This window comes from Pusillimonas sp., assembly GCF_029263785.1.
Classification (GTDB): domain Bacteria; phylum Pseudomonadota; class Gammaproteobacteria; order Burkholderiales; family Burkholderiaceae_B; genus Pusillimonas.
Window position 1 is genome coordinate 1 of record NZ_JAJUFE010000058.1, and the last position, 14,917, is coordinate 14,917.

The 14,917-nt window shown below is 58.6% G+C and carries 15 protein-coding genes; 6 read left to right on the top strand and 9 right to left on the bottom strand.

The window, feature by feature from the left end; all coding sequences use genetic code 11:
• From Q1J88_RS11310 to Q1J88_RS11335, 6 genes are all read right to left on the bottom strand, one after another.
• A partial coding sequence (locus Q1J88_RS11310) for a DEAD/DEAH box helicase (RefSeq protein ID WP_301117805.1) occupies positions 1 to 1,476 on the bottom strand: 1,476 nt, incomplete at its 3' end.
• A 314-nt stretch (positions 1,477 to 1,790) separates the two neighbouring features.
• Positions 1,791 to 2,249 (bottom strand): HIT family protein, encoded by a 459-nt coding sequence (locus Q1J88_RS11315; RefSeq protein WP_301117806.1) that lies wholly within the window; start codon positions 2,247 to 2,249, stop codon positions 1,791 to 1,793.
• Positions 2,250 to 2,254: 5 nt separating this feature from the next.
• A complete protein-coding gene (trpC, locus tag Q1J88_RS11320) occupies positions 2,255 to 3,043 on the bottom strand; it encodes an indole-3-glycerol phosphate synthase TrpC (RefSeq protein WP_301117807.1) in 789 nt (262 codons plus the stop codon).
• 109 nt (positions 3,044 to 3,152) lie between these two features.
• Positions 3,153 to 4,184, bottom strand: coding sequence for an anthranilate phosphoribosyltransferase (gene trpD / locus Q1J88_RS11325; RefSeq protein WP_301117809.1), 1,032 nt, complete (start codon positions 4,182 to 4,184; stop codon positions 3,153 to 3,155).
• A gap of 15 nt (positions 4,185 to 4,199) precedes the next feature.
• On the bottom strand, positions 4,200 to 4,766 hold the full coding sequence (locus Q1J88_RS11330) for an aminodeoxychorismate/anthranilate synthase component II (RefSeq protein ID WP_301117810.1): 567 nt from the start codon (positions 4,764 to 4,766) through the stop codon (positions 4,200 to 4,202).
• Positions 4,763 to 4,948: a hypothetical protein gene (locus Q1J88_RS11335; RefSeq protein ID WP_301117811.1), complete on the bottom strand. Its 186-nt coding sequence runs from the start codon at positions 4,946 to 4,948 to the stop codon at positions 4,763 to 4,765. Before Q1J88_RS11335 ends, Q1J88_RS11330 begins: the two co-directional genes overlap by 4 nt.
• 450 nt (positions 4,949 to 5,398) lie before the next feature.
• On the opposite strand from Q1J88_RS11335, the gene Q1J88_RS11340 reads away from it, so the two are divergent.
• Together Q1J88_RS11340 and Q1J88_RS11345 are read left to right on the top strand one after the other, a co-directional pair.
• The gene (locus Q1J88_RS11340) at positions 5,399 to 6,526 is read left to right on the top strand and encodes a cupin domain-containing protein (protein ID WP_301117812.1); all 1,128 of its coding nucleotides are present in this window, start codon (positions 5,399 to 5,401) and stop codon (positions 6,524 to 6,526) included.
• A gap of 281 nt (positions 6,527 to 6,807) precedes the next feature.
• Positions 6,808 to 7,815 (top strand): AraC family transcriptional regulator, encoded by a 1,008-nt coding sequence (locus tag Q1J88_RS11345; protein ID WP_301117813.1) that lies wholly within the window; start codon positions 6,808 to 6,810, stop codon positions 7,813 to 7,815.
• A 1-nt stretch (position 7,816) separates the two neighbouring features.
• Here Q1J88_RS11345 and trpE read toward each other — a convergent pair whose 3' ends face one another.
• The 3 genes from trpE to rpe all read right to left on the bottom strand — a co-directional run bounded on the left by trpE (position 7,817) and on the right by rpe (position 10,968).
• Complete coding sequence (gene trpE / locus Q1J88_RS11350; protein WP_301117814.1) at positions 7,817 to 9,337, bottom strand: anthranilate synthase component I; 1,521 nt, start codon at positions 9,335 to 9,337, stop codon at positions 7,817 to 7,819.
• A gap of 216 nt (positions 9,338 to 9,553) precedes the next feature.
• Complete coding sequence (locus Q1J88_RS11355; RefSeq protein WP_301117815.1) at positions 9,554 to 10,228, bottom strand: phosphoglycolate phosphatase; 675 nt, start codon at positions 10,226 to 10,228, stop codon at positions 9,554 to 9,556.
• A 38-nt stretch (positions 10,229 to 10,266) separates the two neighbouring features.
• Positions 10,267 to 10,968, bottom strand: coding sequence for a ribulose-phosphate 3-epimerase (gene rpe, locus Q1J88_RS11360; RefSeq protein ID WP_301117817.1), 702 nt, complete (start codon positions 10,966 to 10,968; stop codon positions 10,267 to 10,269).
• Between the two features lie 111 nt (positions 10,969 to 11,079).
• Here rpe and apaG point away from each other — a divergent pair, with 111 nt between their 5' ends.
• From apaG to Q1J88_RS11380, 4 genes are all read left to right on the top strand, one after another.
• Positions 11,080 to 11,454 carry a Co2+/Mg2+ efflux protein ApaG gene (gene apaG, locus Q1J88_RS11365; protein WP_301117818.1) on the top strand — a complete coding sequence of 125 codons (375 nt, stop codon included), beginning with the start codon at positions 11,080 to 11,082 and terminating at the stop codon, positions 11,452 to 11,454.
• A 63-nt stretch (positions 11,455 to 11,517) separates the two neighbouring features.
• Positions 11,518 to 12,801 carry a murein transglycosylase A gene (locus tag Q1J88_RS11370; RefSeq protein ID WP_301117820.1) on the top strand — a complete coding sequence of 428 codons (1,284 nt, stop codon included), beginning with the start codon at positions 11,518 to 11,520 and terminating at the stop codon, positions 12,799 to 12,801.
• Positions 12,798 to 14,000, top strand: coding sequence for a UbiH/UbiF family hydroxylase (locus tag Q1J88_RS11375; RefSeq protein WP_301117822.1), 1,203 nt, complete (start codon positions 12,798 to 12,800; stop codon positions 13,998 to 14,000). The genes Q1J88_RS11370 and Q1J88_RS11375 overlap by 4 nt, the downstream gene beginning before the upstream one ends.
• Before the next feature lie 78 nt (positions 14,001 to 14,078).
• The coding region (locus Q1J88_RS11380) for a DsbC family protein (protein WP_301117823.1) at positions 14,079 to 14,917 on the top strand (839 nt) is incomplete at its 3' end.

A 14,917-nucleotide genomic window follows, 5' to 3' on the forward strand; every position in this document is an offset into this window, starting at 1 on the left:
ACGGCCGGCATGGGCGTACGAGCGTTCGGCATGACCGCCTTTGCGCGCTACACCGTCGACTCGGTCTTCGAAACGTCGTGCTGGGCGATCGGCGTCGCCGCGGCTATCGTATGAAGGCTTGTTATCGAAACGGGGCTTGCTGCTGCGGCCGGCTTCGTCTTCAAAGCGAGGCTTGCCTGAACGCCCGGGGCGGTCTTCGAAGCGGGGTTTGTCGCCCCAGCTTTCACCGTTTTTGCGGCCATACGAAGGCTTGCCGCCAAAGCCGCCACGTGGCCCGTCGAAACTCTTGCGTGGTTTGCCCTTGCCCTTGCGGTCGCTATAGGTTGGGCGCGCCGTTTTTGTGGGCTCCAGGCCTTCGATTACGTTGGCGGGAATCGGCTGGCCGATAAAGTGCTCGATGCGGCGAATCTTGTGACGTTCGGAATGCGTGGCAAGTGTAAAGGCCAGTCCGCTGTTGCCCGCACGTCCGGTGCGTCCGATACGGTGTGTGTAATCCTCGGGTTGCATCGGCAGGTCGTAGTTGATGGCATGGCTGATGCCTTGCACGTCGATACCGCGCGCTGCCACGTCGGTTGCTACCAGCACCTGCAAGCGGCGCTTTTGCAGCAGGCCCAGCGTACGTGTGCGCTGGCGCTGGTTCATGTCACCGTGCAGCGATGCGGCCGAGAAGCCTTGGTCCGACAGGCGATTGGCCAGGTCGTCTGCGCCGCGCTTGGTCGACGTAAATACAATCGCCTGATCAAGATTCGTGTCGCGAAGCAGGTGGTCAAGCAAACGCAGCTTGTGGCCGGCGTCGTCGGCGTAAAGAAGGCTTTGAGTGATGTTGGCGTGCTTCTGCTTATGGCCCGACACTTCAATGCGCAGCGGCTCTTTGAGCATGTCGCGAGCGAGACGGGCAATGGTGCCGTCCAGCGTAGCCGAGAACAATAACGTCTGACGCTCGGACGGGGTGGCCGCGACGATGGTTTCGATGTCTTCAATGAAGCCCATGTCCAGCATGCGATCGGCTTCGTCCAGCACCAGGGTGCGCACGGTTGAAAGATTCACGCGGCGCGCCTGCAGATGGTCGATGAGTCGGCCGGGGGTGGCGACGAGTACGTCGACGCGGCGTGACAGCGCCTTGAGCTGTGCACCATATGGCATGCCGCCAACGACGACTGCAGTACGCAGGTCGGGAATATGAGCGCCGTACGACTTTGTGGCGTCGGCCACCTGCATGGCCAGTTCACGCGTTGGCGTCAGCACCAGCACCTGCACGCCGCGACCCTTGTTGGCCGGCGCGCGAGCAATGTGATTCAGGGCGGGAAGCATGAAGGCGGCTGTCTTGCCGCTTCCGGTCTGGGCCGACACCATCAGGTCGTGACCTTCCAGTGCTTTGGGAATGGAGGCTTCCTGTACGGAAGTGGGCGCAGAAAAACCTGCCTTGACAAGCGCAGACAACAGTTTGGGTTCCAGACCCAGGTTTTCAAAAGACATGAGATACCTTTGCCGAACGAACGGCACACTAAGCGCGGGCGAGAAATTGAGCCTTGGCGCTGGTTGATTGGAGCATCGTGCCGACCGAATCAACCTAAGTGAGCAGCGCCGGGTAGGCGGCGTGGCGAAAGGCTAGGGGGTCAGGAAGCGATGGTGTTCGGCATGGGTGCTGAGGATTCAGGCAACTGCTATGACACAGCGGAGCGCTGTATGAAAATGCCGGCACTTGGTTAATGCAGTGCACAAAGTATAAGGGCAAAGCCTGTACTAGGGAAACCCCTAGGCGTAAGTGTGTTGTTGTGAGGCGACTCGTCTCAGAAGCGCAACGCATCCAAAGCGAGTCGTAAAGCCTCGTGATACGCCGGCAACAGGTTTTCTTTGTGCGCTTTCATTGCACTCCATTGTTGCTGCTGTTGCTCGCTGCGCACGGGGGCGGTCGCCCAGATGGCTTCTGGAAAATGAGTGTCTTGCTGCCAGCGCGGAATCACATGCCAGTGCAGATGGGGCACCTGGTTGCCGAACTGCGCCAGATTGACCTTGGACGGTGCCAGCCATTGGCGCATCATCGTTTCTACGGCCCATACTGCTTCCATGATGTGCTGACGCGCGGCGTTGTCCAGGTCGGTCATTTCAGCAACGTGCTGATGCCAGATGACACGGGTATAGCCCGGAAACTCGGTGCTGTTTACCGCGATTACGCGCAACTGGTCATTGCGCCAGATCAGGTGCTGTGTGTCGTCGGGCGCACACAGCGGGCAGGCCGGGTTGTGCATCGGGATCAGAAAAACAGCTCTTGCAGCGCCAGGCCGGGCTCTTCGGCACGCATGAAGCGTTCGCCTACCAGAAAGGCCTGTACGTCATGCGATCGCATCAGGTCGACATCTTCGCGAGACAAAATAGCGCTTTCGGTGACGACGCGTTTTCCTTCAGGAATAAGCGGCAACAGATCGATGGTGTTCTGCAGCGATATTTCGAAGGTACGCAGGTTCCGGTTATTGATGCCCAATAAAGGTGTCTTGAGCTGCAGGGCGGCATCAAGCTCGTCGCGGTCGTGTACCTCGACCAGAACATCCATTTCCAGCTCCATGGCCAGGCTTTCGAGTTCTTTCAGCTGGTCCAGGCTCAAGGCCGCCACAATCAGAAGTACGCAGTCGGCGCCAATGGCGCGGGCATGGGCGATCTGATAGGGATCGATCATGAAATCTTTGCGCAGCACCGGCAGGGAGCAGGCAGCGCGCGCCTGGCGCAGGTAATCGTGCGAACCCTGGAAGAACTGCACATCGGTCAGGACAGACAGGCAGGCCGCACCATGGGCGGCGTACGAGGCAGCGATTTCGGCCGGATTGAAATTCTCGCGGATCACACCCTTGGAGGGCGAGGCTTTTTTGATTTCGGCAATCACCCCCGGCTTGCCCTGGGCGATTTTTTCTTCGATCGCGCGGGCGAAACCGCGAACGTCTTTTCGGCTTTTGGCTTCGCGCAGTACGTCGGATTCGCTGCGCATCTGGCGGGCGGCGGAGATTTCGGCTTTTTTGGTGGCGAGGATTTTTTGTAGTATGTCGTTCATCGGTATTCTCCGGTGTCGGCCTAACGGGCAAAGGTCGGCGAGCACGCCTGGGCGGCTCAGCCTCTTGTGTAAAGAGTCGGAGGACAATCCGGCCATCCTCCGACTGGGATCAGTTGTGAAATTTTTGCGTAAAGGCAGCGAAATCTTCAAGCTTGGCGCGGGCGGCTCCGCTTGCGATGGCTTCGAACGCCATATTTAAACCCTGCTGAATGGAATCTGCCTTGTTGCCGGCATAAATTGCCAGACCGGCGTTGAAAGCAACGATATCACGTGCAGCGCCCGGGACGTTGTCCAGTGCCTCTTTGATCAGTTGGGCGGATTCCTCACGGTTCTCTACCTTGAGCGAGCGGTTCGACACCATGGCCATGCCGAAATCTTCCGGGTGGATTTCGTATTCGTGAACCTTGCCGTCCTTGAGTTCGCCTACCAGGGTGGGAGCTCCCAATGAGGCTTCGTCCATCCCGTCTTTTCCGTGCACGATCAGTACGTGTTTTGAACCCAGGCGCTGAAGTACCCGAACCTGGATTCCAACAAGGTCAGAATGAAAGACGCCCATCAACTGGTTGGAGGCGTTTGCCGGGTTGGTCAGCGGTCCCAGAATATTGAAGATCGTCTTTACGCCAAGCTCCTTGCGAATGGGCGCCACATTTTTCATCGCGCCGTGATGGGCGGGGGCGAACATGAAGCCTATGCCTACTTCTTCAATGCACTCGTTGATTTGCTGCGGGTTCAGGTTGATATTGATACCCAGTGCTTCGGCGACATCGGCGCTTCCCGAGGAAGACGAAGCGCTGCGGCCGCCGTGTTTTGCCACTTTTGCTCCGGCGGCAGCGGCCACGAACATGGCAGCAGTCGAAATGTTGAAGGTCTTGGTGCCGTCGCCACCGGTGCCGCACATGTCCAGCAGCTCATCGGGGTTTTGCGTTTGTACCTGCAGCGCAAACTCGCGCATGACTTGCGCCGCCGCAGTGATCTCGCCAATGGTTTCTTTCTTGACGCGCAGGCCCATGATCAGGGCAGAGGCGATGGCCGGCGACATTTCGCCCTTCATCAGCAAACGCATCAAGTGCAGCATTTCTTCATGAAAGATTTCGCGGTGTTCGATGCATCGTGCCAGGGCGTCAGTAGGTGAAATAGTCATGTTTGTTCCTAGTCTTTAAATATTCAGAAAGTTGCGCAACAGGGCATGGCCGTGCTCGCTGAGAATCGATTCGGGGTGAAACTGCACGCCATATACCGGAAGGCTTTTGTGGCAGACCCCCATGATTTCGCCATCGTCGCTGCGGGCGGTAACCTCCAGACAGTCGGGCACGGAATCATGATCTATGACCAGCGAGTGGTAGCGCGTAACGGTGTAAGGAGAAGGCAGCCCGGCGAAAACGTCGGTGCCGCCATGAGTAATGGGCGAGGTCTTGCCGTGCATTTGATTTCTGGCGCGGACGATCTGCGCGCCGAAAGCGGCCCCTATCGATTGGTGACCCAGGCAGACACCAAGAATCGGCACCTTGCCGGCGTAAGCACGGACAAGTTCCACCGAGATGCCTGCCTCGGCCGGCGAACAGGGGCCGGGTGAAATGCAGATTCGGTCGGGCTGCAGCTGAGCGATCTCATTGATTGAGATCTGGTCATTGCGAACGACGATGATGTCTTCACCAAGTTCGCCAAAATAGTGCACCAGGTTGTAGGTAAACGAGTCGTAGTTATCGAGCATCAGCAGTTTCATGGGCTTGCCTTGATTCGTTGTTCGCTGCGCGCACAGGAGTCGTGGGCGGGCGAAAGATTGGTATCGAAGTGTCGAATCAAGCCCATACGCCATCGCCGTCCACGCGCGCAGTCGTTGGCACGCCATGCGCTCGGGGCGAGGCTGGCATGATGAACGGCGGTGGAATACGTGGGGATGGACATCGGTGTAGCTCCTTGCTTGGAGCCGCCGTGCCGGGATGCGGGATTGCTGCTGACTGACTGAAACTTGCCTACCGGTACGGCGGCAAGTTGCGGTTTTTGACCGCGACGACATGCCGCTTCTTATGAGAAGCGCCACCAGATGGTGTTGAAGCAGGTCGGGTTCAGTAGATTCATGACAAATAAGAGTAGGTGGTGCTCCGGATGAATGAGTCCGAAGCTGGCGGTAAGTTTACACGATAGGGTTCAGATTAGTCTAGTTATCACGCGGTGATCACTTTCTTTGAACCAACTGACTACACGATTGGCCGAACTCGGATCAGGCTTGTCCGGGGCCGGATAGCTCGCAAACGCTGCGCTCGTTATCTTGACCTCATGGCGGGCCCGTTATGTGGCATTGGTTTCATAAACGGAAGAAGGCTCGCGTTTCACTAGACATCAGGAGAACGCATCATGAATGACATGGTTTACGACGCGTATCGCGAAGATATTGCCGGACGTGCGAATGTGGCCGATACCCCGCAGCTGCGGGACTATTACGGCGACCTTGAGCGCCTGGGGACGGCTGCCCTGTGGACCATCGCCAACAAGATCGAGCCCTGGCAGCCCAAATCAGACTCGGTTCCGATGTTGTGGCGCTATCGTGAGCTGCGTGAGCATGTTCTGCGTTCGGTTTCTCTGGTGTCACCGGAAGAAGCCGGCCGCCGAGTCATTTATCTAAATAACCCGGGGCGTCAGGACGTGGCTGCCGCCGTCGGGTGGCTGTATTCCGGTTTGCAGGTGATGAAACCGGGCGAGGCTGCTTCAGCGCACTGGCATTCTTCATCGGCCCTGAGATTCATCATGGAAGGGCGGGGGGCCTACACCATCGTCAACGGCCATAAGCTGACATTGGGTGCCAACGATTTCGTGATCACCCCAAACGGATGCTGGCACGAGCACGGGGTGGCCGAAGACGGTCTGCCCTGCATCTGGCAGGACGGGCTGGATATTCCCCTGGCCAATGCCATGGAAGCGGGCTTTTTCGGCGTGCATCCCGAACTTCACCAAGCGGTTGGTCATCCTGTTGATGATTCAGTGGGCTTGTGGGGGGCTCCCGGCCTGCGTCCGCAGGACGACAAGTGGAGCAAACCGTATTCGCCCTTATTCAAATATCAGTGGGAGCCCACCTATGAAGCGTTGCAGCGTTATGCCAAGGTGTCTGACGGCAATGCATTTGACGGACACTTGATGCACTATACGAATCCGGCCACGGGCGGACATGTCATGGCGACCATGGGTGCCAGCATGCAGTTGCTGACCCCGGGCTTCGCCGGAAAAGCTCATCGGCATACCGGCAGCTTCCTGTATCAGGTGGCCAAGGGCAGTGGTTATTCGATTATCAATGGCCGGCGTTTCGACTGGCAGGAACACGATATATTCTGTGTGCCTTCGTGGGCCTGGCACGAGCATGCCAACGCGTCGCAAACAGAAGACGCCTGCCTGTTTTGCTTCAACGATCTGCCCGCCATCGAGGCGATGGGCTTTTATCGCGAAGAGGCACTTGCCGACAACGGAGGACACCAGCCAATATTGGCCTGACCTGGTCATGGGCTTTTCCGCAACAGGCCTGTGCGCAGCAGGTAGTTCGACACGGCAGAAACATATTCGCGTCTCGTGTCCGCCCTGCTTTTGTTATTCGTCAAGGTTTTCAGCCTCGCAGATCGCTATACTCAATCAAGACAAGGGCGCCCCGCATGGCGCCTGTCTTCTGGTCCGGCGTGGTCGGGCCTTGGGCGAAATACCCAGGCCACACTTTCTGCCGGTCACGTCGGCGCAGTTGCCGGCGAATTGTTGCGGGGAGGCCGACGATGGCCCACACAATGACGGAATGGACCCGAACGCTTCTGTCGGGTCATCGCTTATTGGCTTCACAAGACGCCGATGAAGTTCGCACTCGCGTCGCGCAGTTGCTTAACGATCACGTGCTCGAACCGCGCGGCTCTACGCTTGCGGCCAGGCTGAACGGTGTTCAGGCAGATGCCCTTGGCTTGTGGATGCTTGAATATGGTGAGGCCGTTACCGTAGAAGAAACACGTCCGAACGGCGAATTTCTGCTGGTGCAATTGCCCCTGACAGGGTCGGTGACGGTCGAGTGTGAAGAAGGCTGCTGGACGGTGGGAGCCGGCAGCGGGCTGATCATGCCTTCGCAGGTTCCTCATCGGCTGGAATGGGAGGCCGGTGCCTGTCAGATAATTCTGAAAGTACCGCTGGCCCGCTTGCGCCTCGAGTTCCAGAACCTTACCGGACGGCACGCGGGCGACACCCTGAGCTTTCACCGGGAGATTGCCCTTGAATCCAGCGATGGCAATCAGTGGAGCGCACTGATGCGCTATTTTTGCGAGCAAGTGGCGCACCCCCGGCAATTGGGCTGGCTCAAGACCCGGCTGGCCGAAGAAGCGCTGATGCGTCATCTGTTGTGTGCACAGTCCATCTCGCTGCAAGAGCTTTACCTCGGAGACGAAAGCCGGCAGATGCCCCGGCGCTGGCAGCGAGCCTATGAATTCATCCAATCGAATCTTCATCAAGACCTGACGCTGGAAGAGATCGCGCAAAATAGTCACACCAGCGTCCGCACCCTGTCGCGAATGTGCCGGTTAAGTCACGGTGTGAGCCCCATGCAGCTGCTGCGCGACTTGCGCCTTGACCGGATCCGGCATGATCTGCTGCACGGCCCGATTGACGTCAGTATCTCGGAAGTGGCCATGCGCTGGGGCTGGACCCACCTGGGGCGCCTTGCTGCGGCGTATCGGCAGCGTTTTGGCGAGCTGCCCCACCAAACACTTGCGTTGGCACGCCTGCAGGTGCAAACGCGCAGGCTCGACGCTTGATTTATAGTGGTTCATCCAGTCCGAACTGCACTTTTTCAGCGGCTCGAAGTACAGCGCGCGCCTTGGCTTCGGTTTCCTGCCATTCTTTTTCGGGGTCGGAATCGGCCACAATACCCGCGGCCGCCTGCACGTACAGCATTCCGTTTTTGATAATGCCGGTTCGAATGGCAATTGCAACGTCCATTTCCCCGTTATAGCTCAGGTAGCCGGCTGCACCACCATAGACGCCGCGTCGTACGGGCTCGAGTTCGTCAATGATTTCCATCGCCCGTACCTTGGGTGCTCCGGTGAGCGTGCCGGCCGGAAACGTTGCACGCAATACATCCATATTGCTCATGCCCGGTTTCAGGGTGCCTGTCACGTTGGACACCAGATGCATGACGTGTGAATAGCGTTCTATGGCCATGGTGTCGGTAACACTGACCGAGCCGGTTTCCGAGACGCGCCCCACATCGTTTCTGGCCAGATCGATAAGCATTACATGCTCGGCGCGCTCTTTGGGGTCTGCTTGCAGTTCGTCGGCAAGCTCGGCGTCTTGCTCGGGCGTGCCGCCGCGCTTGCGTGTGCCGGCCAGCGGGCGGATCGTGACCTGCGTTTTCTTGCCGCTTTTATCGGCGACGGCCTCCTGACGGACCAGGATTTCAGGTGAGGACCCCACCACGTGAAACTCGTCAAAATCCCAGTAGTACATGTAAGGCGAGGGATTCAGCGACCGCAATGAGCGGTATAGGGATAGCGGGGAATCGCGATACGGTTTGGCAATGGTCTGGCCAACCTGAACCTGCATCACGTCTCCGGCGGCGATATATTCCTTGGCCTTCAACACTGCAGCAATGTAGTCGTCCTTTTTGAAATCGCGCCGGGCTTCGGTCTGCAGGCTGGCGTAGGCGTATGGAATCACGACCGGCGTGCGAAGCTTCTGGCGCAGGTCTTTGAGTCGCTGGCGGGCCTGGGCGTAGGCTTCTGGTTCGCGAGGGTCGGCATATACGATCAGATACGTGCGGCCGGCCAGGTTGTCCACCACCACGAATTCGTCAATATGAAGCAGCATGATGTCGGGCACCGCCGAATCCGGGCCTCCGGGAAACGGCTTCACCGCCGGACCCAGTCGGGGTTCGATATGCCGGACGGTGTCATAGCCAAAGTAGCCGGCCAGCCCCCCCGCGAAGCGCGGCATGCCGGGGCGCAATGCCACCTTGAAGCGCTTCTGGTACGCCTCGATAAAGCCCAGGGGGTCACCTTCATGCGCTTCGGTCACGCTTCCGCTTCTTAGCACCTCCGTCAACGTGCCGCTGGAGCGGATCACCGTTTTGGCGGGCAGGCCAATAAACGAATAACGTCCGAATCGTTCACCGTCGACGACGGATTCCAGCAGGCAACTGTTGCGACCGCCTTCAGGCGCAGCATGGGCCAGCTTGAGGTAGATCGAAAGCGGGGTGTCCAGGTCGGCGTAGGTTTCCGCAATGAGTGGTATGCGGTTGTAGCCGTCGGCGGCCAGGGCATTGAACTCGATTTCTGTCATGATGGTCTCGGTGTGTGTTGAGTGTTCGCACCGGACAAAAATCTGACAAGGCCCGGCGGCGAAATGACGGCAGCGGGCGTGGCGTTGAAAGTACTTGTGGACTGATCGCTACCCGATGCACGAGCGCCACCAGCGCCAGGTGGCGCAAGCGGAAACGAGGCAAGTAGCGATTGAACTCATTGATCTTGTTTTGAAGTGTTGTGGGCTATGCCAGGCTTACTGCTGCATGGCCCAGAGTGCAGCTTCGTCGATGCTGGAAACTATAGCATCGGCCCCCAGGTTTTGCACACCCTGGCCTTCGTTATAGCCGTAAGGCACTGCGACAACGGCCATGTCGGCAGCCCGCGCCGCCTGGACGTCGTTCTGCGAGTCGCCGATCATCAGGGTGTCTTGCGGACGGGTGTCCAATAACTTGCAGGCATAGTGCAAAGGCAGGGGATCGGGCTTTTTGCGTTCACAGGTATCCCCACTGACGGCGTGCTCGAAGAAACTGGCCAGCCCTGTGCTGACCAGCAAGGGCTCCGTGAATTCTTCCGGCTTGTTCGTTACCACCGCCATCTTGACGCCCTGTTCGCGGAAAGCCTTCAAGCCTTCAAGTACGCCTTCGTAAATAACGGTTTTGTCGCCATTGACCGTGTGGTAATACTGGTAGAAGAGTTCCATGCCCTGGGCCAGCAATTGGGGCTCGATGGGCTCCTCGGGACGAAGATTATCTTGCAGCGCCCGGCGAACTAGAACCTCGCTGCCCTTGCCCACATATGTCGAGACAATGTCTTGACGCAACGGGGGCAGGCCCAGGGCCATTCTCATTCCGTTCACGCCGTCGGTAAGGTCGGGAATTGTGTTCAGGAGTGTGCCGTCCAGGTCAAACAGGACAGAGGTGAAGCGCATGACTGAATCCGGGAATAAATAAGACTGACGTCGTAATGCTAGGTGGAGAGGGTTTCGGCGCGGGCCAGCTCGGCACGCATGGCGTCGATAACGGCTTTGTAATCGGGCTTGCCGAATATGGCCGAGCCGGCCACAAAGGTGTCTGCGCCGGCGGCGCGGATCTGGGCAATGTTTTCGACCTTGACCCCGCCGTCAATCTCGAGGGCAATTGGATGGCCGCCGTTGTTGTGCCAAAGGTCGATACGCTGCCGGGCCTGACGCAGCTTGCGCAGGGTAGAAGGAATAAAGCTTTGCCCGCCGTAGCCCGGGTTTACCGACATAAGCAGTATGACATCGAGCTTGTCCATGACATAATCCAGGTGATGTAACGGTGTGGCAGGGTTGAAGACCAGCCCGGCCTTGCAGCCGTTTTCCTTGATCAGCGCCAGTGTGCGGTCCGGATGCCGCGAGGCTTCCGGATGGAACGTGATGATATCGGCGCCTGCCTTGGCAAACTGTGGAATCAACGCATCCACCGGCTCGACCATCAGGTGAACATCGATGGGGGCGGTGGTGTGTGGTCGCAGTGCCTCGCAAACCATGGGGCCCACCGTAAGATTGGGGACATAATGGTTGTCCATTACGTCCAGATGTATCCAGTCGGCTCCTGCCGCGACGACGTCGCGCACCTCTTCGCCCAAGCGGGCAAAGTCTGCGGAAAGTAAACTGGGGGCGATGCGGGTAACGGGGGCGGAGTTCATCAGCGTAAACTAGATTGATTGTCAACGGCAAAAGGCATTCACCGCCATTATTGCAGTTTGGCAGCGATTTGGCAGGCGATAGCTAACAAAAAGCGTAAATCGGAACAACATATGAAGCCCTATGACATCAGTGTAAGTGTGACGCCACAGTACCTCCCCGAGCAGTCGGAACCCAACAACGGGCATTTCATGTTCGCGTACACCGTGCGTATTACCAATAATGGCGAAAACGCCGCCCAGGTCATCAGCCGTCACTGGATCATCACTGATGCGGATCAAAAGGTTCAGGAGGTTCGCGGCCTTGGCGTCGTGGGCCAGCAACCCCTGCTGGCGCCGGGTGAAACATTCGAATACACCAGCGGATGTCCGCTGCCCACGCCTTTCGGTACCATGCGGGGCAGCTATCACTGCGTCGGTGATAATGGCATTCCGTTCGAGGTGCCAATAGACGAATTCGTGCTGGCCATGCCTCGAACCCTTCATTAGTATGCTTGTCTGACATTTTTCGCGCCGTTGCCGACCCTGACGCAAAGCCTAGCCCGGAGCCTTATGAGCCGTATTCAGACCCTGATGTCCGTCGCCTTGCTTGCGACGCTGGCTGCATGCAGCACCGTATCGATCGATACAGACGAAACCGTCGCACCCGATCAAGCCGCCGATATAGCTTTACAGCCGTTGTCCGTGCCGCCTCTTGCCGCCTTGCCCGAAACGCCGGCGCGGGCGCTTGAAGGCAAGTTTGTACCGGTCACCTGGGCGGCCTTGCCGGGCTGGCAGAACGACGACTTGAATCAGGTCTGGAAGGCGTTTGTCAACAACTGCAAGGGGCTGATGCGTCCGGTCTCGGGTTCGCTTGCGATGCCGGCACGCGCCACGCCACGCGTCTGGCAGCCGGTTTGCGCGGCGGCGCAACAGGCAGGCATGTCAGACGACGCCGGTGCCGCACAGGTGCGGGCCTTTATCGAAACCCATTTGCAGCCATGGCGCTTGCTGGATGAGTCGGGCAAACCGGCCAAAAATACGGTTACAGGCTACTACGAGCCGCTGATACGCGCCTCGCGAAAACGGGGCGGCGAATATCAGTGGCCGTTGTATGCGCCGCCTGCAGATCTGCTGACGGTCGATCTGGGTACGGTTTATCCCGAACTGGCCGGCAAGCGCATCCGTGGCAAGCTGCAAGGCAATCGTGTGGTTCCCTACGATACGCGCGCCCAGATCATGACTGCCGAAAAACAGCCGCCGGTCATTGTGTGGGCCGATGACCCTGTTGAAGCGTTCTTCCTTCAGATTCAGGGGTCGGGGCGCGCACAACTGGACAACGGCGAAATGATCCGGCTGGCCTACGCTGATCACAACGGCAGGCCTTATGCTTCGATTGGCAAATGGCTGGCTGATAAAGGTGAGATGCCGCTGGCCCAGACCTCGATGCAGAACATCAAGGCGTGGGCGAAGCGCAATCCGGGACGGGTACAGGAAATGCTCAACGCCAATCCGGCGATGGTGTTTTTCCGCGAGGAACGCATTGTGGATCCCCAACTGGGGCCAAAGGGTGCCTACGGAATTCCATTGATCGGCGAGCGCGCTGTTGCGATCGACACCCGATTCGTGCCCTTGGGTGCGCCCATCTACCTGGCTACCCAGTATCCGGCGTCGAATCAGCCACTTCGGCGTCTGATGTTTGCCCAAGATACTGGCGCCGCTATTAAGGGCGCAGCGCGTACTGACTTTTATTGGGGCTTCGGGGACGAGGCCGGAGCCAAGGCGGGTCGCATGAAGCAATCCGGTGAGATGTGGGTGCTTTGGCCCAAGGCCGCAGGGGCGCCATCGGCAAGATGAGTACGAATCAGATCATTGTTTGCGGTACCGGCATAGTTGGCCTGGCTGCGGCGCTTGGGTTGGCGCGGCAGCAAGAGAAAGTGCTGCTGCTGGGTCCCCGCAAGCCGCCCGAACCCGCTCAGGCCGATGTGTACTTCCCCCGGGTCTATGCCTTGTCATCCGAAAGCAAGCAGTTTCTCGAAAGGCTGGGTGTCTGGGATCTGCTGGACTTCAGTCGCGTCACTCCGGTCGAGTCGATGCAGGTTTACGGAGACGCCAGCGGGTATGTGGATTTGCGCGCCTGGCAGGCGGTTCAACCGGAAATGGCCTGGATCATTGAATCCAGCGAGATCGAACGGGTGCTGCATCAGGGTGTAAAGATGTTCGGCGTAAGCTGGCACGATGATCGATTCCAGTCCTTGACGGCGCATTCAGTCAAGACAGAGTCAGGCCGGCAACTGGAAGCGGCGCTGGTCATTGGTGCCGACGGCGCCGATTCGCCGGTACGCGCTGCAGCGGGTATTTCAGGCACGTCTAAGCCGTACGGGCAAATGGGTGTGGTAACTCACCTTACCGCCGAGCGGCCGCATGGTCATGCGGCGGTCCAGTGGTTCACGTCTGACAGTGTTCTGGCTTTGCTGCCGATGCCCGACACGGCCGATGGTCCACAGGTCTCCATGGTCTGGTCCATGAGCAATGATCGCGCGCAGGCCTTGCTGGCCTTGCCGCAGGCCGAGCGTCAAGCCCGCCTCGAGCTTGACCTGTTGGCCGCCACAGAAGGGGCCTTGGGTCGCCTTACGGTTCGCAGTGGTGTGTTTGCCTTCCCCTTGTTCCTTGAGCGCAGCTCCATGGTCGCACCGGGCGTGGCGTTGGCCGGAGATGCTGCCCACCGGGTGCATCCATTGGCGGGGCAAGGCCTGAATCTTGGCCTGGGTGATGTGGCTCAGTTGCTGGGTATCCTGAAAGCACGTCCGCAATGGTGTTCTCCGGGGCAGATCAGTCTCTTGCGACGCTATCGACGGGTGCGGGCCGAGCCGGTCATGGCAATGAGTCTGGTTACGGACGGGTTGTTCCGGCTGTTTGCGTCGCATAGCGCTCCGATGGTGGTAGTACGCAATCTTGGAATGCGCCTGGTAGACCGGATGCCGTTCATCAAGCGTCAATTGATTGTGGGCGCATCAGGTGAAAGGTCGCGCGAGCGCGGTCGGGACTTAAAATAGTAGAGTTGTGTTTCTGGGCCTTCGGGATAATCACCGTTTTTATATCAAGGTGATTGCAACAGGTGTAAAGGATTGATTATGAATTTGGATATGGCGAAGGCCGTAGCAGGAATGATTGTGGCGACAGGGCTGGCAATGGTGCCTGCCTTGACACTGGCGCAGACCGGGCCGGCAAACGCTGAAGCGGCACAGGCTACCAGTGAATCTGCGCAATCCGGTTCCAGTTCTGCCGGGCAGGCCAGCGGCCCGGCAGCGATCCCGTCCGGTGATGCGTCTGATGCACAGGCTGCGTCCGAAGCGGCGGTATCCCCCAGCACAGAAAATGACGCAGCAGAAGAGCCGGAGGCCTCCGTTGATACGGCCGCCGTGCCAGAAAAATCCGCCGAGCAGATCGCCGCAGACATCAAGCAGATGTTCGAGAACGAATTCCCTGGAATCAGGCTCGACGGAGTGCGCGAAACACGTTTCGCCGGGGTGTACGAACTTCGTATCGGCACCGACCTGCTTTATACGAACGCCGCCGTCGATTATGTCTTGCAAGGCACTTTGATCGATGCTCGCAACAAGGAAGATCTCACGGCGAAGCGTCTGGATGAACTGACGCGGGTGGATTTCGATTCGCTTCCTCTGGAGTCCGCCATCAAGCAGGTCAAGGGTGATGGATCGCGGAAGATGGCGGTGTTTGAGGATCCGAATTGTGGCTACTGCAAGCGCCTGCATCAAACGCTTGAAGGCATGGACAACTACACGGTATACACCTTGCTGTTCCCCATTCTGTCGCCGGATTCGACCGCCAAGGCGCGGAATATCTGGTGTGCACCGGATCGTGTTCAGGCGTGGCGGGATCAGATGTTGAAGAACCAGCCACCGCCAAATGCGCAGTGTGAAACTCCTATCGAGGCGAATCTGGCGTTCGG

Coding starts and splice junctions, on each gene's coding strand:
- Q1J88_RS11315 (WP_301117806.1), bottom strand. CDS start 2,249: ATGCACAACCCGGCCTGCCCGCTGTGTGCGCCCGACGACACACAGCAC.
- trpC (WP_301117807.1), bottom strand. CDS start 3,043: ATGAACGACATACTACAAAAAATCCTCGCCACCAAAAAAGCCGAAATC.
- trpD (WP_301117809.1), bottom strand. CDS start 4,184: ATGACTATTTCACCTACTGACGCCCTGGCACGATGCATCGAACACCGC.
- Q1J88_RS11330 (WP_301117810.1), bottom strand. CDS start 4,766: ATGAAACTGCTGATGCTCGATAACTACGACTCGTTTACCTACAACCTG.
- Q1J88_RS11335 (WP_301117811.1), bottom strand. CDS start 4,948: ATGTCCATCCCCACGTATTCCACCGCCGTTCATCATGCCAGCCTCGCC.
- Q1J88_RS11340 (WP_301117812.1), top strand. CDS start 5,399: ATGAATGACATGGTTTACGACGCGTATCGCGAAGATATTGCCGGACGT.
- Q1J88_RS11345 (WP_301117813.1), top strand. CDS start 6,808: ATGACGGAATGGACCCGAACGCTTCTGTCGGGTCATCGCTTATTGGCT.
- trpE (WP_301117814.1), bottom strand. CDS start 9,337: ATGACAGAAATCGAGTTCAATGCCCTGGCCGCCGACGGCTACAACCGC.
- Q1J88_RS11355 (WP_301117815.1), bottom strand. CDS start 10,228: ATGCGCTTCACCTCTGTCCTGTTTGACCTGGACGGCACACTCCTGAAC.
- rpe (WP_301117817.1), bottom strand. CDS start 10,968: ATGAACTCCGCCCCCGTTACCCGCATCGCCCCCAGTTTACTTTCCGCA.
- apaG (WP_301117818.1), top strand. CDS start 11,080: ATGAAGCCCTATGACATCAGTGTAAGTGTGACGCCACAGTACCTCCCC.
- Q1J88_RS11370 (WP_301117820.1), top strand. CDS start 11,518: ATGAGCCGTATTCAGACCCTGATGTCCGTCGCCTTGCTTGCGACGCTG.
- Q1J88_RS11375 (WP_301117822.1), top strand. CDS start 12,798: ATGAGTACGAATCAGATCATTGTTTGCGGTACCGGCATAGTTGGCCTG.